Below are 19,082 nucleotides of genomic sequence, written 5' to 3'. Positions count from 1 at the left end.
GAAAGTTGAAGAACACCTCCTTTGGAAAAAGGAGGTGTTCTTTTACCGATGTATTACCGCTGAATTACAGGTAGCGGCTTTCAAGATGCGTGCGGAAGAACGCCGGATTCAGCGTTTCGCCGGTGGCATTCTTAATCAGCTGATCCGTCGAGAAACGGCTGCCGTGCTGCCAGATATTTTGCTGCAACCACTGGAACAACGCCGTCAGGTCACCGCGCACGATATCGTCCTGCAACGTTGGAATAGCTTTGTTGGCCGTCTGGAACAACTGCGCGGCATACATGGCACCCAGCGTATACGTCGGGAAATAACCAAAGCCGCCATCGGTCCAGTGAATGTCCTGCATACAACCGTCGCGGTAGTTGCCGACCGTATTGATGCCCAGATATTCCTTCATCTTGCTGTTCCACAAGGCCGGAATATCATCGACTTCGATTTCGCCTTCCATCAGCGCTTTTTCAATTTCATAACGCAAAATCACGTGAGCCGGATAGCTCAGTTCATCAGCATCAACACGGATGAAACCAGGCTGAACACGCTGATTCAGTTTCATAAAGTTGCTTTCATCCAGTCCTTCGCGATGACCGAACTGCTCGATAACCAGCGGATAGACAGATTTCAGGAACGGCTCGCTGCAACCTAATTGCATTTCAAACAGCAGGCTCTGGGATTCATGCACACCCATAGATCGCGCGTTAGAAACCGGCTGGCCGAGCCATTCTTTTGGCAAATTTTGTTCGTAACGCGCATGACCGGTTTCGTGGATCACCCCCATCATGGCGCTGAGAAATTCTTCTTCATTGTAGCGCGTAGTGATACGCACATCCTGTGGCACGCCGCCGCAGAATGGATGCGCACTGACATCCAGACGACCCGCGCCAAAGTTAAAGCCCAGACGTTCCATTACTTTCAGGCCGAGCTGACGCTGCTTTTCGATATCAAACGGGCCTTGCGGCGCAATGCGGGTTTCGGATTTTTGCTTTTCGACCACGGTCTGCAACAAATCCGGCAACCAGGTTTTCAAATCGCCAAACAGAACATCGAGCTTTTGCGACGTCATACCCGGCTCATATAAATCGAGCAGGGCATCGTAGCGGCTGATACCTGCGGCTTCTGAACGCAACTGCGCTTCCTGACGGCTCAGTTTCACCACTTCTTTCAGGTTATCAGCGAAACCTTCCCAGTCGTTGCCTTTGCGCTGAATGCGCCATGCCTGTTCGCAGCGTGCGCCAGCCAGTGATTTTGCCTGCACCAGACTTTCCGGCAGCAGAGCTGCCTGCTGATAATGACGACGCATTTCACGCAGGTTTGCCTGTTCAACGTCATTAAGCTGTTCGCCGCTCGCCTGTTCCAGCCATTCACCCACTTGCTTCGCGGTGAGGATCTGATGCGTCAGCACGCTCAGTTCCGCCAACGCTTCCGAACGGGCTTGTCCGCCTTCCGGAGGCATCATAGCGGCTGCGTCCCACCCTGCGATTGCCGATAAATGGCCAAAGCGGGAGAGGCGGGCAAAAGTGTCGTGTAGTTTTTTATATGCGATGGTCATTATGGCTCCCTTCCTGATTTTCATTATTAGGCTGTTCTATAGCCAGATTAAATGTTGGTTTTACCGGCCAGCTGAAACGCAAGCTGGCGCCGCCCAGCGGGCTGCTGTCAACGGCGATGCGTCCCTGATATGCCACGGCGATGGAATGGACGATTGCCAGTCCCAGTCCGCAGCCACCGGTAGCACGGTCGCGGCTCGGGTCCAGACGCACGAACGGTTCGAAGATCCGCTGGCGTTCTTCCGGCGGAATGCCCGGCCCGTCGTCTTCGACCTGCATACAGGCCAGTTCACCGTCCAGCCACAGGCTGACGCGCAGGGTTTCCTGCGAATAACGTAGGCCGTTATTGACCAGATTATCCAGCACACGCTCCATCAGGCGTAAATCCACGCCGCCGAAATCGCTGTTTTGCGGCGCGTCGTAAAGGATTGTGCGCTCTGTGATCATGCGGAAATCATCGACTTTATCTTCCAGCCATTCCGCCAGATTGACTTTTTCCAGATTCAGCGTCACCTGCGGCCGGTCGAGGCGCGCATACGTCAGCAGTTCATCAATCAGCGCTTCAAGCTGTCCGATATCCCGGTTGATGGCGTTTTGTTCCGCCTCGGGTAAATTTTCACTGATAGCCAGCCGGTAACGCAGGCGTACCAGCGGTGTGCGGAGTTCATGCGCGATACCGTCGATCAGCAGTTTTTTACTGGCAACCAGCGTGCTGATGTTGTCCGCCATCTGGTTAAACGCCACGCCAAGACGGTTCAGGCTGGAGGTCGAATCAAAATCAATACGTTCGTCGAGATGCCCGTTACCCAGGCGCAGCGCGGAGTTTTCCAGACGCAGCAAATCCTGCCAGTGCGGACGCATCCACAGAAAGACGGGCAGCGCGAGCGACAGGCCGATGAGCATTAACAGAACGAAATCGAGCACGCGCATTTCGTGCATGTAAAACAGATACGGAATCGGCCCCACCACCAATACGTAATGGCTGCGCGGCACGCGCTGGATAAACGTATATTCATCATCGAGTGCGACAATTTCGCCGTCTTTCAGGCGTTGATCGAGCAGCGGACTCAGTTTGCGTTTACCGAGGGGTTCAATGTGCAGTTTGAAAGACAGATTCAGGTCCAGCGTATTGATGGTCTTGTTCCAGTCTTTGATCGGGATTTCTCTGAGCTCACTGCGCATTAAATACAGCGAGCTTTTCATCAGATCGTTCATCGACTGCCGGCCGGTTTTCTCAGCGGTGACTTTATAGACCAGCCCGACCAGCATCGCCATGACCATAAAGCAGACCAGCAGCAACAGAAAGAACTGGATGAAAAGCTTTTTCATTCCTGCAAAGACTCCCAGGCGTTAGGGGCAAACAGATAGCCTTTGTTGCGTACGGTTTTGATGCGAAATGGCTCTAGGGTGTTGTCGTATAATTTGCGGCGCAGACGGGAAATCGCCACGTCGATGCTGCGATCCAGCCCGTCATAGCTGACGCCACGCAGATTTTTCAGCAAGGCTTCGCGATCCATAATGCGGCCCGCGTGCGTCGCCAGTTCCCACAGCAAATCAAAGTCGGACGTCGAGAGCACAATCGTTTCATCGACCAGCGTCACTTCGCGGTTCACCGGATCAATACATAACTGACCAAAGTGCAGGGCATTGCCACTTTTCAGCGTCTGTACCGGCTGCTCGCTCTGAATGGTTTGCGCCGGACTCTGGCGTAAATGCAGCCGTAAACGCGCCAGAAGCACCGCCGGAGGCGTGGTTTTCAGGATGTAATCGTTAGCGCCCATTTCCAGCGATAAGATGTGGTTCATGTCGCTGTCGAGCGACGTCAGCAATACGATTGGTCCGGGGAATATAGGCCGTAAATCGCGGCACAACGTCATGCCGTCTTTGCCGGGAAGCATGATGTCCAGCAGGACAAGATCGGGTTTTTCTTTCTCAATGCGTGCCTGCGCGGTATCGCCTCGCGGTTCCACCAGAACATCGATATCGTGTTTACCCAGATAGGCGGCGATCAGGTTGCCGACTTCTACATCATCTTCTACAAAAACGATTTTATTCATTGGCTTGCTGCTTTTAGAAATCCGGTGATTAGCATAGCGTGACCCGCCTGACGGCGCCATCCTGCTAGCGTAATAGAACATGTCAGTTTTGCGGCGTTAATTCCAACTCCGCGAAATACTTTCGATAAATTCTGAAATGACAAATTTTGTCTGCTCAGGCAATAACTGCTCAAACTTAAGCACCCAAACCGACTGGCAAAGTATCCGTGAATTATGCCATTATATAGGTGAATATCTTCATCGTTACAGATTGATTTGCCTAATTGAATAGCCCTGACCAGGAAGAGGAATAGGGGATGAATGAAAATCGCCTGGTACCCGATGCGCGCAGTCAAAAAGTGTCCTTTGACTATATGGAGTATTTGTCCGCATCCTGCAAAAAGAAATGGAGTTTTGTTGACGCGATTTACGGCGTGATGCCGTTCTTCGGTATGGTACTAAAGTCCCGTTCAAAGAAAGAAAATTCCAGGCAGGAAGCCTTACGCGCACTGGCTTTACAGGTGGTTTCCACGCAGGTCAGCGATGAAACCAATATAGTGCGGCTGATTGAACTGGCCGGGCAGCAAAATATGTACAGCATTGATATCAACCTGCCGTACTCACTGACCGAAGAACAGCTCAACGCAATAAAAGTGGAATGCAAACATTTGGTGCAATTAAGCCAGAATAACGATCATCTGTTAGTGCAGATTATGCAGATGCCTCCCCGGCACTGATTTTTCCGTGATGCCTGCAAAAGAAAGGCCGCTTGCGCGGCCTTTGTCATTTGAACAGTTTCCTGCTTATTTCTTCAGTTCTGCACGCAGGTCTTTTACGTCTGAGGCTGATACCGGCGCCGCAGCATTTCCCCAGCTGTTACGGATATACGTCAGCACGTTGGCCACATCGGCGTCGCTCATATTGGCATCAAACGAAGGCATCGACGGTGCCGTCGGTTTGGTGTCGGTCGCGACCGGGCGGCTGCCCGTCAGCACGACGCGGATAAGCGATGTCGCGTTGGTCTGATTGATGAGCGCTGAATCGGCCAGACGCGGGAACAAACCTTCCTGACCTTTACCGTCCGGCGTATGGCACGCAGAACAACGGTCAGCATAGATATGTTTCCCGGCCATCATGGCGTTATCTTCCGCTTTCACCGGCGCCGGCGCTTTATTCCCGCTGTCGTGACCGCTGTCTTTCAGATAGACCGCCACGGCTTTGAGATCTGCATCCGTCCAGTGCTGTGAAGAGTTGGTGACTTCTTCTGCCATCGGACCTGACGCCATATCGAAGCGGTTAGAACCGGTCTTCAGATATTGCATCAGATCTTCCTGCGTCCAGTTACCGATACCGGTGTGTTTATTGCTGGTAATGTCCGGTGCAACCCAGTTTTCCACTACTGCGCCTTGCAGGAATTCACTGTCTTTGTCGCCGCCAATCATATTTTTCGGCGTGTGACAGGTTCCGCAGTGCCCCAGGCCTTCAACAATATAAGCGCCGCGATTCCATTCGGCAGATTTATCCATCTGCGGTTTGAATTCGCCTTTGTTGAAGTTCAGCCAGTTCCAGCCCATCAGACTGGTACGCACGTTGAAGGGGAACGGCAGCTGGTTGGTTTCGACTTCGTGATGCACCGGTTGCAGCGTTTGCAGATAAGCCCAAATCGCGGCGTTATCTTCACGGGTGACTTTGGTGTACGCCGTGAACGGCATCGCGCCGTACAGACGTTTTCCGCCGTGGCCGATACCTTCAGACATCGCGCGCTGGAAGTCGTCGAAGCTCCATTTGCCGATACCTGTTTGCGGATCCGGCGTGATGTTTGCGCCCACCAGACGACCAAACGGCGTTTCAATCGGCACGCCGCCGGCGAAAGGTTTGGCATCCGGCGTAGAGGCCGTGTGACAGGCTGCACAATCGCCCACGGTGGCAAGATAACGCCCGCGTTCTACCTGCTCGAAAGAGCCATCGCCCGCAGCGTGTGCCAGACCGGAAACGCTCAGTGCCAGTAATCCGAGTGAGAATGACGTTAATTTCTTCATGCGATCATCTCTCCCGGTTTTTTCAGATAGAAGTTACGGATGGCATGCGCGGCTTTAAACGCCAGCGCGCCAACGGTGCCGGTCGGGTTGTAACCCGGGTTCTGCGGGAAGGCAGACGCGCCGACCACAAACAGGTTAGGCACATCCCAGACTTGCAGGTGTTTGTTGACGGAACTGGTGGACGGATCCGCCCCCATCACAAAGCCGCCGACCACGTGTGAGGACTGATACGGCGTACCGTTCCAGTGGCCTTTCATCGGATTGGCAACCAGCTGGCGCGGGTTCATCGCTTTGGCGATTTCAGCGACCTTACCGGTGCAATACGCGGCCATTTTCAGGTCGTTTTCCGGGAAGTCGAAGGTCACACGCAGCAGCGGACGGCCAAGTCGATCTTTGTAATTCGGATCGAGTGAGAGATAGTTGGTTTTGGTGGTGTAGCTGCTGGCCTCACAACCAATCGACATTGAGCTGAGATAGTTAGCGACCGTGGCTTTTTTCCACTCAGAACCCCATTTTGGCGTTCCCGGTGGAACAGGGCGGTAACCGATTGGCGCGCCACCGATTGGCGTAACACGGATACTGCCGCCGCCAAAGAAGCCCAGACCGCTGTGGTCAAAGTTATCGTTGTTAAAATCATCAATGCCCATTCCGACCGCGCCTGCGCCGATGAACGGGTTGAAGTTTTTGTCATCGAAGAACAGCTGCACGCCGTTGGCGGTCTGATAGGCATAATTACGCCCGGTGGTGCCGCTTAACGTGACCGGGTCATACGGTTTGCCGATACCGGAAAGCAGCATCAGACGCACGTTCTCAAAGGTGAATGCGCTGACAATCACCAGATCCGCAGGTTGTTCCCACTCGTCACCGGATGAATCGATATAGACCACGCCGGTCGCGCGTTTGCCGGTGGAATCGGTCAGCACTTGCATGACTTCACAATTGGTGCGGGCTTCGAAATTTTCTTTGCGGATAAGCGCCGGTAACACGGTGGTGATGGCGCTGGCTTTCGAATAGTTTGCACAGCCATAGTTGGTGCAAAAACCGCAGTATGTACACGGCCCCATTTTCACGCCGAGCGGGTTGGTGTAAGGCTCGGAAATCAGCGAAGAGGGCACCGGGAACGCTTTGTAACCCATATTGCGCGCGGCTTCAGCAAACAGCGTCGGGCCATAAGGCTGATCCATCGGGCGGGTCGGATACTCAATCGAGCGCATCCCTTCATACGGATTACCGCCGTCATGATGTTCGCCTTTCACATTGCTGGCCTTACCGGAAACCCCGGCAAGACGTTCGAAAGACGCGTAATGCGGCTCCATTTCTTCCCAGTCGGTGCCCCAGTCCTGCAACACCAGTTCTTCCGGAATGGCATTTGCGCCGTAACGTTCGGTCAGATGGCTTTTCAGGCGGAACTCATCGGGCTGGAAACGGAAAGTGATCCCCGCCCAGTGGTTACCCGCGCCGCCGGTGCCGTTACCGGGATGGAAAGAACCCCATTCGCGCATTGGCAGGGCAGTTTGCGCCGGATTGTTACGGATAGTGATGGTGTTCTGGCGGGTGCGCAGCATCAGTTCCTGACGGCTGTTGTAGCGCAATTCGTCGGTGACGGTTGCCACGTTAAAATCACGGGCAGTATCGCGCCACGGGCCGCGCTCAATGGCCACCACATTCAGGCCTTCGTCGCATAATTCATTAGCGATGATTGAACCGGCCCAGCCGAGCCCGATCACCACCACGTCGGTTTTAGGTAATTTCTTTGCCATAATGTTTTTCTGCCCTTAGCTTTTCATTTTCCATGCGTCGCCGCCCGAAATACTCAGCGGTTCCAGATCGAGTTTCTGGTTATGTTTGCCGACATATTCGCGGTAGTCGTAGCGTGCGCCAGGGAAGCCCAGCATTTTCCACGACACCATATTGCGGTTACCGCCATAAATGGGATCGGCGAAGAAACCTTCCATCGTGTTTTTCAACGCAATGGCAAAGAACAGTTTGGAATCGATCCCATCGAGAGCTATTTTTCCGCTTTCCAGACCGGACAAAATTTGGTCCTGCTGGTCACCGGGCAGATCTTTGAACAACTTCTGGTGCTGAGACTGGGTAAATTTATCCAGCGCTGCCAGGCCGAGGCGGTAGCGTTGCTGGGGAACCAGCGGAGACTGATCGCCTTGCTCCGGCGTGCCTTCCTGGAAAGGGCCTTCCATATAAAGGCGGGCGTAGGTGCCGTAGAAACCGGCCAGCTGGCGGTCGATAAACACAGCGCAACCGGCTTCTTTGCCGCCGGCACTCAGGTTATCGGCAGGTACCAGCCGATCAACGATGGCTTCCATTGCAGCGGCTTCAGCGTCGGTAAAGAACGCCCAGCCATCGATGTCAATTTGGGGCGGTGGGCTCGCGTCAAAGGGGCTCCACACGGGCGTACCTTTGAGCGTGACTGCGTTTGCGGCTTTGGCTGCGCCCAACACCGCTGAGGCTGCCGTGAACGAGAGAATCTGCCGGCGAGTGACACCAGGCAAAGTTTTTTTGCTCATTTATGTTCCCTGTTTTTTAGAAGGGCTAAGTGTTGCAACAACTGGCTATAAATGGCGTTCATCGGCCTGTTTTGGTCAGTGAAACATCCGCAGGTGAAAACGCCATTCTGATTTGAGATACGCTCTGCTAAAGCAGTCGGGTGGCATCAAAAATCGTTAACCTGCTAAGAATAAATGAAAACACTCTGTAAATAAAAATGGTTGATGTGTCAAAAATGTTATCAAATGTGTGTGAATTGGTACTTCCGATGTAATTTTAGATGAAATTTTGTGATCTGATGACAAAGCATCCATATATTCATCAAGGAAATGAATTTGGATGATTTCACTTAAGGAGGTGGGGGTTGTGACCTTTTGTGGCATCGAGGTTGAATTATGCTGCTTGTGCGGTAAGATCGAATCTTACTGGTAAAATGTGTAAGGCATGACAATCGTCACAGATTTTTTTTCTGATTTATTGAAGCGTTACGCGGTCCCTGTGTTCATTGCAGGAGGAACTGCCTTCTATGCTGTAAGCGCCAGTGCGCTGACGGCAGACCCTGCCGAATACGGCGGCCTCAGTTATAATCTCACAGGCTTTCTTCCCGCCAGCGATAATCAGTCAACATTCAATACTGGCGCGACTGTGCAGACTAATATGTTACCCAGCCTGGGCAGCCAGTACATTAAAAATGACACCGGCCCGAGCGCCACCGAAAAACAGCTGGCGACCACGTTGAAGGAACTGGGGACCACCACCAGCGACAGCGACGATCCGCTGCGCATACAGGCCGAAACGCTGGCGCTGACTCAGGCCGCCAAACTGGTACAGAAAGAAACCAGCAGTTTACTTTCGCCATTGGGTACGGTCAGCACCACGCTGGATGTCACGGGACATAATCTTGACGGCAGTTCCGGTCAGCTTTTCAGCCCGTTATACAATTCTGAAAACAATCTGGTGTACAGCCAGATTGGTCTGCAAAGTGCGTCGGACGCGACGGTTGGTAATTTCGGTCTGGGTCAGCGTTTTAATACCGGTCCGTGGATGCTGGGCTACAACGCCTTTATTGATAATGATTTTGACCATCAGCTGACGCGCGGCAGTCTCGGCGCAGAGGCCTGGACAGATTATCTGCGTTTCTCGACCAACTATTACCAGCCGTTTTCTTCTTATAAAGCCGACAGCAGTACGTCTGCACAGCTGCGCCGTCAGGCACGCGGTTATGATATTTCGACCAAAGGCTATCTGCCGTTTTATCGTCAGTTGGGCGCATCGCTCAGTTACGAGCAATATTTTGGGGATCAGGTCGATTTATTCGGTAACGGCACACGCCAGAGCAATCCCTCAGCGGTTTCGTTCGGGCTCAACTACACGCCGGTACCGCTGGTCACAGTGATGGCGGAGCATCAGGCGGGGCAGGACGGTGATAATCAGGATTTGGTTAAGCTGACGCTAAACTACCGGCTGGGTGTACCACTCGCTCAGCAACTGTCATCGCAGAATGTGGCGGTAGCGCGATCGCTCCGTGGTAGCCGGATGGACATGGTGGATCGCAACAATATGCCAGTGATGGAGTTTAAACAGCGCAAAACGTTATCAGTCTATTTAGCCACGCCGCCGTGGTCATTACAGCCGGGCGAAACGGTGCCGCTGAAACTGCAATTACGCGCGTTGAATTCAATCGTTGCACTCAGCTGGCAGGGCGATACCCAGGCGCTGAGCCTGACGCCACCGGCGAATAACCGTAACCCCGACGGGTGGAGCGTCATTGTGCCGCAATGGGACAATTCACCGGGCGCGACCAACAGCTACCGGCTTTCTGTCACGGTCGAAGACAGCAAATCACAAAAAGTGACCTCCAACTGGATCACCCTCAATGTGTCTGAGCCCCTGACCGCACAGCCACAATACGGTGATGACGCGGGACTGAGTTTTTAACTGATATCACTGATATCCTTGTTCCTCCCTCTGCGAAGGGGCATGCCGCGAGAGAGTTTAAAAGGTTAACATCGGGTTAAAGCACATTGCTCTGCAACACCCAAACCGCAGCTTCGACGCGGGACTTTAGCTTCATTTTTTTCAGCAGATGTTTGACGTGAACTTTCACTGTACTTTCGGTGATATTCAGACGGCGGGCGATCATTTTATTCGGTAAACCTTCGGCAATCAGCTTGATGATGTCGCGCTCGCGCGGCGTCAGGGACTGAATGTCGCGGTCACCGCTCGGGCGGCTTTCGCGCAAGCTGGCGGCCAGCACCGGCGTCAGGGCTTCGCTCAGCACCATTTTCCCTGCGGCGGCGTTGTGCAGCGCGGTCAGCAAATCTTCCGGCTCCATATCTTTGAGTAAATAACCGTCCGCGCCGCGTTTAAGCGCTGTCACCACATCATCTTCATGATTGGAGACGCTGAACACCACGATGCGGCCAGAAAGCGAAGTCTGACGCATGCTGTCGAGGGTATCGAGGCCGTTCATGCCCGGCATATTCAGATCAAGCAAGATCAGGTCGGGATCGAGCTGTTTCGCCAGTTCTACCCCCTGTTCGCCGTTGCTGGCTTCGCCAATCACCTTCAGGCTGGTATCCAGCGCAATCAGCTGTTTGACGCCGTTGCGCAGCATCGGATGATCGTCAATCAGCAAAATAGTGGAAGGGGTCATGTCGTTCATACTTGCTCCTGGGGATTGATGGGCAGGGCTTCCGGACGAAAACGGACTGTCACTTCGGTACCGCCGTCCGGGCGTCGGGCAACCCGACATTTACCGTGTAAGGTGCTGGCGCGATCCTGCATGATGATCAGGCCATAATGATTTTGTCGTTCGACATTCGGCGAAATACCCTCGCCGTTATCGCAGACTCGCAGGATGATTTCACCGTTATCGCAATGAAGGGAAAGCGAAACCTGTGTGGCGTTAGCGTGCTTATACACATTGTTCAGCGCTTCACGCGCGATATGCAGCAGGTGAATGCCCTGATTAGCTGGCACGGAACGCGGCGGGATCTGGTAATCGAAATCTATTGTCAGACCCAGACGACGCGAGAATTCATCGGCCGTATGTTGCAGCGCCGCCCGCAAACCCGGGGTATTCAGGGTAAGACGGAAGGTGGTGAGTAGTTCACGAAGCTGACGGTAAGCGGTGCTCAGTTCATCGCGCATTTGTTGCAGCAGATTCTGATCTTCTTCGCTGAAAGCACTGGCGTGCATTTGCAGGCAGGCGACCTGAATTTTCAGGCAAGAAAGGGACTGCGCCAGCGAATCGTGGAGTTCGCGGGCAATCGCCGAACGTTCTTCCATCAGCATCAGCTGTTGCTGATGTTCGGCCTGACGCTCAAGCATCAGTGTGCTGGTCAGTTGTTCAAGCAGGGTACTCACCAGTTGCTGCTGCGCATCATTAAGATTTTCACCCGGCGGCAATTGTGCCAGCAATACGCCGTAATTTTCGCGCTCATCACGCAGACTCCAGCTCAGGGACTCGCTGTTATCATCGGTATGTCCGCCTTCTGGCGGGTTGAGCGTCGGGCGGGACGACGTGCTACTCAGTTCATTAAATACACCGGCATTAAACACTTCGGCGCTGTTATTTTCATACTGACGCAATTGCACACCGTTCAGCGGCGTCAGCGATTGCAATTCTTTCAGCACCGGTTCCATTCGCGCCTCGAGCGGCTCACTGGTGTGAAGCTGACGGCTTACGCGATACAGATAATCCAGCATCTGATTTTTCTGCTGCAAGTCGGCGGTTTTCTCCGCCACGCGTTGCGCCAGATTATCGACCATTTCCGCCAGCGCCAGAGACATGCTGTTCAGCGAATCGCCGAGAATATCCATTTCGTTATGCGCATCGCCATTGGCGACGCGATTGCGTTGATAGCGATGGCTGAAATCACCGGCGGTAATGGCGCTGGCCTGCGAAAGCAGGCTTCTCCACGGCACGAGAAGATGACGTCGCAGGAACCAGATAGTCAGCGCCAGAAGCAAAAGGGTGACGGCGACCAGCCCGCGCTGAATCAGCGAAATCTGCTGCAAATGGTATTCCGTTTTATGTTCCAGCTCTGCGACCAGCATATCGAGCTGACCCACGAAAACGGCGATATTGGCGGACACATCCTGCGGATGCTTCGCGTTTAGAATCTGATCCCGCAGCGTCGTCTGCCAGTAATTACGCAGCGCCTGAAACTGCGGTTGCAGGTTTTCACGCTCAACCGCTACCAGCAAATCGGCACTGTTCTGGTCGGCTTCAATCTGGCGAATATATGCGAGGCTTTTGTCTTTACCGGCAAGCGGCACTTCGGACAACAACCGGTAGCTTTGCATACGCAGCGAACCGGCTTTATTAATCGCGTGGGCATTGCCTTCGATACTTCCCGCCATCCACGCGGCCATACTCATCCCGCCAATACCCAGCAGGCCAAGCAGCAACATCAGTAATGTTGTCTGGCTGACCAGCGAAAGAGAAGGCAAAACGCGTTTAAGCATGGATAAAATTCCTGGAATTTATCGGGACATTCAAAACGTGTGGATTACCACAGCCCTGTACGGAGTAGGCATTTTTTATGATCAGAGGGAGATTCCCTATACCTCTTTATGATTAATCCTTTATTTCCATCCGGAACCTGCCGGCAAGAATGGAGTGAGGAACTCTTTATCAACTTTATGAATAATAGCAGTTTATTGGAAATCCGCCGAATACTCATAAAGGATTTGTGGTCATTTTTACGCCGTGATCCACCTGCTGTTGCGTTGATTTGCATCAACATCAGGAGGCGGGCCTCTACCTAGTGTGTGCGACATAACTTAATCATTACAACAACAATGCGTTGCCACCCGAGGTACACATGTCACATACATCAGCTTCACCGGCGGAAAAACCGTCACGCCTGTTGCAGGACTGGCGTCCGGAAGATCCGGCATTTTGGGAAAAGACCGGTCATAAAGTTGCCAGCCGAAATTTGTGGATTTCTGTTCCCTGTTTGCTGCTGGGTTTTTGTGTCTGGATGCTGTTCAGCCTGGTTTCGGTCAATCTGAACAAAGTCGGATTTAACTTCACCACCGATCAGTTATTTATGCTGACCGCGATCCCGTCAGTTTCCGGCGCACTGTTGCGCGTGCCGTACTCCTTTATGATCCCGTTGTTTGGCGGACGCCGCTGGACGGCAATCAGCACCGTCTTCCTGATCCTGCCATGTGCATGGCTGGGCTTTGCGGTGCAGGATACCAGCACCTCTTACAACGTCTTCCTGATCATCGCGCTGCTGTGTGGTTTCGGTGGCGCAAACTTCGCGTCGAGCATGGCCAATATCAGCTTCTTCTACCCGAAAGCGAAGCAGGGCGGCGCACTGGGTCTCAACGGCGGTCTGGGCAATCTGGGTGTGAGCGTGATGCAACTCGTCGCTCCGCTGGTGATTTCTCTCGGCGTTTTCGCGGCGTTCAGTGATAAACAAACGCTGGCGAACGGTTCAGACATGTGGCTGCAAAATGCAGCGTGGATCTGGGTACCTTTCCTGCTGATTGGTACCATTGCAGCGTGGTTCGGAATGAACGACCTGGCGTCTTCCAAAGCGTCAATCCGCCAGCAGTTACCGGTACTTAAACGCGGGCACTTGTGGATCATGAGCGTGCTGTATCTGGCGACGTTCGGCTCCTTTATCGGTTTCTCTGCCGGTTTTGCGATGCTGACCAAAACCCAGTTCCCGGACGTTAACATCCTGCAGTTCGCATTCTTCGGTCCGTTCTTCGGTGCGCTGGCGCGTTCTGCGGGTGGCATGTTGTCTGACCGCCTTGGCGGTGTCCGTGTGACGCTGGTGAACTATATCGTGATGGCAATTTTCGCCGGACTGCTGTTCCTTACCCTGCCGGTTGGCGGTGTGGGCGGTAACTTCCCTGCGTTCTTCGGGGTATTTATGGTGCTGTTCCTGACGGCCGGTCTGGGTAGTGGTTCTACTTACCAGATGATTGCGGTTATCTTCCGTAAACTGACCACCGATCAGGCGAAAGCACGAGGCGCAAGCGACGACGAAGCCCTGCGTGAAGCAGTGACCGATACTGCCGCGGCGCTCGGTTTTATCTCTTCCATTGGTGCTATCGGTGGATTCTTCATCCCTAAAGCGTTCGGGACTTCACTGGCGATGACCGGTTCACCGGCGGGTGCGATGAAAGTCTTCCTGGTGTTCTACGTGGTGTGTGCGTTGATAACCTGGCTGGTTTACTTGCGTAAACTGAACAAAGGTTTTGCGACCAAACAAGCTAAAAAGTAAGCAGTAAAAATACAGTAACAGAAGGGGCTTCGGCCCCTTTTTGTATTTTGGTCAACATGAAATACTTAACCTAATCAGGTATAAGCCATAACCATTCAGGCTTTTTAAAACCGGCGCAGGGCGTTATAAATAACAGGGTAAATCATTTCTGATAAGGATCCCGTAATGAAAACTGCCCATCTGGTTGACCCTGAACTGCGCCCGTTGCTGGCCGAAATGCCGGATCGCGTGCTTGAAGCCGCCGTTCTGCCTGCCATGCGTGAGCAGCGTCAGGCGGCGGCGATAGAAAGTCTGTTACTGGATGACGGGCTGCCTGTGACGCTGACTCAGCATCACATTTCAGGTGGTGAAAATGTACCTGCGGTGCGTGTGCTGGTAATTTCGCCGCAACATGCACGCAAAGATCGGATGGGTATTTTGCATATTCACGGCGGTGGTTATGTGCTCGGCAGTCCGGAACAGTCGACACCGCTGACGCGCCCGACAGCGGCGCAGCAGGATTGCGTAATTGTCTCGGTGGATTACCGCCTTGCGCCACAAACGCCTTTCCCCGGCCCGCTGGAAGATTGCTATGCCGCGCTGGTGTGGATGACAGAACAGGCAGATGATCTGGGCATTGACCCTGCGCATATCGGCGTGATGGGGGACAGCGCCGGAGCAGGACTGGCGGCGTCGCTGGCATTGCTGACCCGCGACCGGGGCGGTCCGAAACTGGCGTTTCAGAATCTGATGTATCCGATGCTCGACGACCGCACAGTCACGGATCCCAACCCTAATCCGGTCACCGGCGAGTTCTCGTGGACGCGTGAAGATAACCGTTTCGGCTGGCGGGCGTATCTGGGCCATGACGCGGGGCTGCCGCAAATTTCCTGCTACGCAGCCGCTGCCCGCGCGGAAGATTTAGGCGGATTGCCTCCGGCCTGGATTGGTGTCGGTTCGATTGATTTATTCCTTGATGAAAATATCGAGTATGCCCGCCGCTTAATCCGTGCCGGTGTGCCGGTTGAGTTCAGCATCTATCCGGGCGGATTCCACGGTTTCAATGGCGATCCGGCTTACGCACTGGCGCGTCGTGCCCGTAAACAGCGTCAGGATGCCTTAGCCGGTTTTAATCCGCTGCGTCATACCCATGACTTTGGCTTATAATAGGCAACACGCAAACAGGCAAAACAACCGGCTGAATCAGATACTAAATTGGATATCAAACAACTCATCTACCTTTGCAATCTCGAACGCGAACGGCATTTTGGCAGGGCGGCGGAAGCCAGCTTTGTCAGCCAGCCGACGTTATCGATGCGCCTCAAAAACCTCGAAAAAGAACTCGACCTGAATCTGATTAACCGCGGTAATAACTTTGAAGGTTTTACTGCGGAAGGTCTGCGCGTGCTGAGCTGGGCGCGTGAAATCGTCGCCGTTTATGAAGGCCTGAAACTGGAAGTCGAATCGCTGAAACAGGGCCTGAGCGGTACATTGCGGATCGGTGTTATGCCGCAATGCAGTGTTTCTCTGGCGCAGCTGATTAAAGCGGTCAGCGAAGCGCATCCGGGGCTGGATTACCGGGTGTCGGAAGTCAGTGCCGACCAGCTGATCGAAGCGCTGAGCAGTCATTCTGTGGATGTGGGGATCGGTTTTTTCGAGTTCTCAACGCTCAATGAGCTGCGCTTCCAGCTGGTACCGCTCGACGACGGCGGCGTTGACGTGGTGTATCACCCTGACCATTTCCCGCAGTTGCAGGACGTTGAACTGATGACCGCCGAGCAGGCTGTTGCGCTGCCGTTATGTCTTTCTGAACCGAGCCGCTATTTCCGTCGTTATCTGGATAATTTCTTCCGTCAGTCCGGTCTGGAATTGCATCCGACGCTGGAAAGTACCTCGATTTTCCAGTTAATGCAGGGCGTATTTGTCGGCATCGGCTGTGCGCTGGTTCCCCGCGGGCATCTCATTGATGAAATGCATCCTGCGCTGAAACGTTGTCCGCTGGATATCGCGCCGATGAGCCGCCACGCTGCACTGGTGGTCGCCGAAGGGGGAAGGGCAACGCCGCTGGCTCAGCACTTTTTCACCGCGGCGGGTGTGTGGCTGGCGCAACAACAATCGCTTAAAGCTTCTAAATAAACATGTTCAGGCAATTTCCCTCCGGTATTCCTATTGATGTAATGAATATTTAAGCCCAAGCTTTGCCGCGAAACTTATGTGAAATGGATGGAGTAAAACATGAAAACTTTGAAAGCGGTTGTTCTGGCGATGGCCTCTGCGGGTATTTTGCTTTCAGCAGGCGCACAGGCCTCGAATAATCTTCTGGGACAACTGCAGCAGGCTGCCAACGACGGACTGAATGGCACCAGCAAAACCGGTTCAACCGGCACTACTTCTTCGCTGACATCCCTGTTAAGCGGCGGCGACAGCGCACTGACCTCCACCAGCGCGTCCAATGCGGCGGGGGTTCTGCAATATTGCGTGAAAAATAACGTGCTGTCCAAAGCCAGCACGGAAAACGTGAAAGACCAGCTACTGAATAAACTGGGTATCCAGAGCGCGTCCGGCGCAGAAAGCCAGGATTATCAGCAAGGGCTGGGCGGTTTACTGAAAACCGGTAAAGATCAGAGTGTGGATCTGAACAATCTCGGCAGCGGGCTGACGCAGGTGAAAGAGAAAGTGAAAACTAAAGCGTGTGATGTAGTGCTGAAGCAGGCGAAATCATTTATTTGATTTTGACTTTCTCCTCCCCCTTCGCGGGGGAGGAGCTGGTACGTCACTCCGCATAAACCTTCTCTTTACTCTCGCACAAATCCTCGATCAGACAGCTCCCACACCGCGGTTTGCGTGCAATGCAGGTATAGCGACCGTGCAAAATCAGCCAGTGGTGACAATCGAGTTTGAACTCTGCCGGCACCACTTTCAGTAATTTATCTTCGACGTCATCGACGGTTTTCCCCGGCGCAAACTTGGTGCGGTTACACACGCGGAAAATGTGCGTGTCCACGGCGATGGTCGGCCAGCCGAAGGCGGTATTGAGTACCACGTTTGCGGTTTTACGTCCGACACCCGGCAGGGCTTCAAGCGCGGCGCGATCTTCCGGCACTTCGCCGTTGTGCTTTTCCAGTAGGATCCGGCAGGTTTTGATCACGTTTTCGGCTTTGGCGTTAAACAGGCCGATGGTCTTGATGTATTCCTTCACGCCGTCCACGCCAAGCGCCAGAACAGATTCAGGAGTGTTGGCGACCGGATACAACTTTGCCGTCGCCTTATTCACGCTGACATCCGTGGCCTGCGCGGAAAGCAGAACCGAAATCAGCAGCTCGAACGGAGTGGTGTATACCAGTTCGGTCGTCGGGTGCGGATTGTTGTCCCGCAAACGGCTGAGGATCTCGACGCGCTTTTCCTTATTCATGCACACTTCCCTTTGGCAGACTTTCTTCGGCGGCAACGTGCTGCACCGCTTTACGCGCTTTCATGCGCTGATCAATCAGGTATTTCCCCGCCAGCAACAGGCCCAGGCCGATAAAAGCACCCGGCGGCAGCATCGCCAGCAGGAACGGGTTATCCAGATGCAGTACTTCGACGCGCAACACTTTCGCCCAGCTGCCGAGCAGCAAATCCGCGCCGTTGAACAGCACGCCGCTGCCGAGAATTTCACGCATCGAGCCGAGCACGAACATCGCGCAGGTCGCGCCCAGACCGGTCATCGCACCGTCGAGCGCAGCCAGATGTATCGGGCTACTGGCCGCGCAGGCTTCGGCGCGTCCGACAACAATACAGTTGGTCACAATCAGCGGAATAAAAATCCCCAGCGCCTGATACAGGCCGAAGGCATATGCGTTAATCAGCATCTGCACGGTACTCACCACCGACGCGATAATCAGCACGTAAATCGGAATGCGGATTTCATCCGGGATCCACTTACGGAACGCGGAAATCATGGCGTTGGTACAGGTCAGCACCAGCGTGGTGGCCAGTCCCAGTCCGAGGGCGTTGGTGGCCGTGGACGTCACGGCCAGCAGCGGACAAAGGCCCAGCAGCTGCACCAGCGAGGAGTTATTGGTCCACAGACCCTGAACGATTATCTTTTTGGCTTCACTCATCACGGGCTCCACAAGGGGTGAGGTGGGAAAGCTGAGACGGTACGGTCCCGATAAATAATGCTGTGCGTTTCACAGAACGCACAACGGCGCGCGGGGTAATGGTCGCACCGGTAAATTGATCAAACATACCGCCATCTTTCTTTACCGCCCAGCGCTCATCGCTTGCGCCATTAACGGTCTGATTGGCGAAATGCTTGATCCAGTCGGAAATACGCACTTCAATTTTGTCACCCAGCCCCGGTGTTTCATGTTGTTCAAGCACGCGGGAACCGTAAACTTTGCCATGAAAATCAGCGGCAACCAGCAACTGAATCGCACCGGAATAGCCGTCAGGCGCGGTCGTTTCTACCACAGCCGCCACCGGCTTACCGTTCTTGCGCGCCAGATACATGCGGTGTGGCGTCGCGGTACCGAGTGATGCATCGGTGACGTTGTAACATTCATTCTGCATGTCGTTGTCGTAGACGCTGGCCGGGATCACCTGATCAAACAGCGATTTTTGCTGTAAGAGCGCCTGATGTTCAATGGTCGGCTTGGTCATCAGATTGACCAGCGCCGTCATGCCGGTCATCAGTGCGCCAAAGAAAGCCAGGATCAGGCCGTGGCGTCGCATTGTAGCTAACAT

Annotated in this window: 17 protein-coding genes; 6 read left to right on the top strand and 11 right to left on the bottom strand. The window is 53.8% G+C overall.

The features are described 5' to 3' along the window. Window positions 1–64: 64 nt before the first annotated feature. From J1784_RS11385 to rstA, 3 genes are read right to left on the bottom strand one after another with little or no spacing between them, the layout of a single operon-like run. Entirely contained in the window at window positions 65–1,546 is a 1,482-nt protein-coding gene (locus J1784_RS11385) for a carboxypeptidase M32 (RefSeq protein ID WP_217149304.1), read from the bottom strand. Next, window positions 1,530–2,873, bottom strand: a complete 1,344-nt coding sequence (rstB, locus tag J1784_RS11380) for a two-component system sensor histidine kinase RstB (RefSeq protein WP_217149303.1) — start codon at window positions 2,871–2,873, stop codon at window positions 1,530–1,532. The genes J1784_RS11385 and rstB overlap by 17 nt, the downstream gene beginning before the upstream one ends. Continuing rightward, entirely contained in the window at window positions 2,870–3,601 is a 732-nt protein-coding gene (gene rstA / locus J1784_RS11375) for a two-component system response regulator RstA (RefSeq protein ID WP_217149302.1), read from the bottom strand. Before rstA ends, rstB begins: the two co-directional genes overlap by 4 nt. Before the next feature lie 296 nt (window positions 3,602–3,897). On the opposite strand from rstA, the gene J1784_RS11370 reads away from it, so the two are divergent. Beyond that, window positions 3,898–4,317 carry a hypothetical protein gene (locus tag J1784_RS11370; RefSeq protein WP_217149301.1) on the top strand — a complete coding sequence of 140 codons (420 nt, stop codon included), beginning with the start codon at window positions 3,898–3,900 and terminating at the stop codon, window positions 4,315–4,317. A gap of 66 nt (window positions 4,318–4,383) precedes the next feature. Here the strand turns inward: J1784_RS11370 and J1784_RS11365 are convergent, their stop codons facing one another. From J1784_RS11365 to J1784_RS11355, 3 genes are read right to left on the bottom strand one after another with little or no spacing between them, the layout of a single operon-like run. Beyond that, the gene (locus J1784_RS11365; RefSeq protein ID WP_217149300.1) at window positions 4,384–5,619 is read right to left on the bottom strand and encodes a c-type cytochrome; all 1,236 of its coding nucleotides are present in this window, start codon (window positions 5,617–5,619) and stop codon (window positions 4,384–4,386) included. After that, window positions 5,616–7,379 (bottom strand): GMC family oxidoreductase, encoded by a 1,764-nt coding sequence (locus J1784_RS11360; RefSeq protein WP_217149299.1) that lies wholly within the window; start codon window positions 7,377–7,379, stop codon window positions 5,616–5,618. The genes J1784_RS11365 and J1784_RS11360 overlap by 4 nt, the downstream gene beginning before the upstream one ends. A 15-nt stretch (window positions 7,380–7,394) precedes the next feature. After that, on the bottom strand, window positions 7,395–8,144 hold the full coding sequence (locus J1784_RS11355; RefSeq protein ID WP_217149298.1) for a gluconate 2-dehydrogenase subunit 3 family protein: 750 nt from the start codon (window positions 8,142–8,144) through the stop codon (window positions 7,395–7,397). A 625-nt stretch (window positions 8,145–8,769) separates the two neighbouring features. Between J1784_RS11355 and J1784_RS11350 the strand changes: the two genes are divergently transcribed. Beyond that, on the top strand, window positions 8,770–10,062 hold the full coding sequence (locus J1784_RS11350; protein ID WP_338019904.1) for a YchO/YchP family invasin: 1,293 nt from the start codon (window positions 8,770–8,772) through the stop codon (window positions 10,060–10,062). A gap of 76 nt (window positions 10,063–10,138) precedes the next feature. On the opposite strand, the gene narL is transcribed toward J1784_RS11350, so the two are convergent. Both narL and narX read right to left on the bottom strand, forming a co-directional pair. After that, window positions 10,139–10,789: a two-component system response regulator NarL gene (gene narL, locus J1784_RS11345; protein WP_112290142.1), complete on the bottom strand. Its 651-nt coding sequence runs from the start codon at window positions 10,787–10,789 to the stop codon at window positions 10,139–10,141. Next, window positions 10,786–12,597, bottom strand: coding sequence for a nitrate/nitrite two-component system sensor histidine kinase NarX (gene narX / locus J1784_RS11340; protein WP_217149296.1), 1,812 nt, complete (start codon window positions 12,595–12,597; stop codon window positions 10,786–10,788). The genes narL and narX overlap by 4 nt, the downstream gene beginning before the upstream one ends. Window positions 12,598–12,956: 359 nt before the next feature. Here narX and J1784_RS11335 point away from each other — a divergent pair, with 359 nt between their 5' ends. The 4 genes from J1784_RS11335 to J1784_RS11320 all read left to right on the top strand — a co-directional run bounded on the left by J1784_RS11335 (window position 12,957) and on the right by J1784_RS11320 (window position 17,084). After that, entirely contained in the window at window positions 12,957–14,375 is a 1,419-nt protein-coding gene (locus J1784_RS11335; protein ID WP_217149295.1) for a NarK family nitrate/nitrite MFS transporter, read from the top strand. A gap of 165 nt (window positions 14,376–14,540) precedes the next feature. Next, window positions 14,541–15,521 carry an alpha/beta hydrolase gene (locus J1784_RS11330; RefSeq protein WP_217149294.1) on the top strand — a complete coding sequence of 327 codons (981 nt, stop codon included), beginning with the start codon at window positions 14,541–14,543 and terminating at the stop codon, window positions 15,519–15,521. A gap of 48 nt (window positions 15,522–15,569) precedes the next feature. Continuing rightward, window positions 15,570–16,490, top strand: coding sequence for a LysR family transcriptional regulator (locus J1784_RS11325; RefSeq protein WP_217149293.1), 921 nt, complete (start codon window positions 15,570–15,572; stop codon window positions 16,488–16,490). Window positions 16,491–16,589: 99 nt separating this feature from the next. Then, window positions 16,590–17,084: a YjjA family protein gene (locus J1784_RS11320; protein ID WP_217149292.1), complete on the top strand. Its 495-nt coding sequence runs from the start codon at window positions 16,590–16,592 to the stop codon at window positions 17,082–17,084. A 43-nt stretch (window positions 17,085–17,127) separates the two neighbouring features. Here J1784_RS11320 and nth read toward each other — a convergent pair whose 3' ends face one another. From nth to rsxG, 3 genes are read right to left on the bottom strand one after another with little or no spacing between them, the layout of a single operon-like run. Beyond that, window positions 17,128–17,766, bottom strand: a complete 639-nt coding sequence (nth, locus tag J1784_RS11315; RefSeq protein ID WP_217149291.1) for an endonuclease III — start codon at window positions 17,764–17,766, stop codon at window positions 17,128–17,130. Beyond that, the gene (locus J1784_RS11310; RefSeq protein ID WP_217149290.1) at window positions 17,759–18,457 is read right to left on the bottom strand and encodes an electron transport complex subunit E; all 699 of its coding nucleotides are present in this window, start codon (window positions 18,455–18,457) and stop codon (window positions 17,759–17,761) included. The genes nth and J1784_RS11310 overlap by 8 nt, the downstream gene beginning before the upstream one ends. Then, complete coding sequence (rsxG, locus tag J1784_RS11305) at window positions 18,450–19,082, bottom strand: electron transport complex subunit RsxG (RefSeq protein WP_217149289.1); 633 nt, start codon at window positions 19,080–19,082, stop codon at window positions 18,450–18,452. The genes J1784_RS11310 and rsxG overlap by 8 nt, the downstream gene beginning before the upstream one ends.

This window comes from Rahnella ecdela (assembly GCF_019049625.1).
Classification (GTDB): Bacteria; Pseudomonadota; Gammaproteobacteria; order Enterobacterales; family Enterobacteriaceae; genus Rahnella; species Rahnella ecdela.
The sequence above is the reverse complement of the archived record's forward strand: the minus strand, read 5'-3'. Positions and strand labels throughout refer to the sequence as shown.

Excerpts from the sequence above, each read along its gene's own strand:
- J1784_RS11365 (WP_217149300.1), bottom strand. The coding sequence starts at position 5,619 with ATGAAGAAATTAACGTCATTCTCACTCGGATTACTGGCACTGAGCGTT.
- narL (WP_112290142.1), bottom strand. The coding sequence starts at position 10,789 with ATGAACGACATGACCCCTTCCACTATTTTGCTGATTGACGATCATCCG.
- J1784_RS11360 (WP_217149299.1), bottom strand. The coding sequence starts at position 7,379 with ATGGCAAAGAAATTACCTAAAACCGACGTGGTGGTGATCGGGCTCGGC.
- J1784_RS11385 (WP_217149304.1), bottom strand. The coding sequence starts at position 1,546 with ATGACCATCGCATATAAAAAACTACACGACACTTTTGCCCGCCTCTCC.
- rstA (WP_217149302.1), bottom strand. The coding sequence starts at position 3,601 with ATGAATAAAATCGTTTTTGTAGAAGATGATGTAGAAGTCGGCAACCTG.
- narX (WP_217149296.1), bottom strand. The coding sequence starts at position 12,597 with ATGCTTAAACGCGTTTTGCCTTCTCTTTCGCTGGTCAGCCAGACAACA.
- J1784_RS11370 (WP_217149301.1), top strand. The coding sequence starts at position 3,898 with ATGAATGAAAATCGCCTGGTACCCGATGCGCGCAGTCAAAAAGTGTCC.
- J1784_RS11330 (WP_217149294.1), top strand. The coding sequence starts at position 14,541 with ATGAAAACTGCCCATCTGGTTGACCCTGAACTGCGCCCGTTGCTGGCC.
- J1784_RS11355 (WP_217149298.1), bottom strand. The coding sequence starts at position 8,144 with ATGAGCAAAAAAACTTTGCCTGGTGTCACTCGCCGGCAGATTCTCTCG.
- J1784_RS11310 (WP_217149290.1), bottom strand. The coding sequence starts at position 18,457 with ATGAGTGAAGCCAAAAAGATAATCGTTCAGGGTCTGTGGACCAATAAC.
- J1784_RS11320 (WP_217149292.1), top strand. The coding sequence starts at position 16,590 with ATGAAAACTTTGAAAGCGGTTGTTCTGGCGATGGCCTCTGCGGGTATT.
- nth (WP_217149291.1), bottom strand. The coding sequence starts at position 17,766 with ATGAATAAGGAAAAGCGCGTCGAGATCCTCAGCCGTTTGCGGGACAAC.
- J1784_RS11335 (WP_217149295.1), top strand. The coding sequence starts at position 12,957 with ATGTCACATACATCAGCTTCACCGGCGGAAAAACCGTCACGCCTGTTG.
- rstB (WP_217149303.1), bottom strand. The coding sequence starts at position 2,873 with ATGAAAAAGCTTTTCATCCAGTTCTTTCTGTTGCTGCTGGTCTGCTTT.
- rsxG (WP_217149289.1), bottom strand. The coding sequence starts at position 19,082 with ATGTTAGCTACAATGCGACGCCACGGCCTGATCCTGGCTTTCTTTGGC.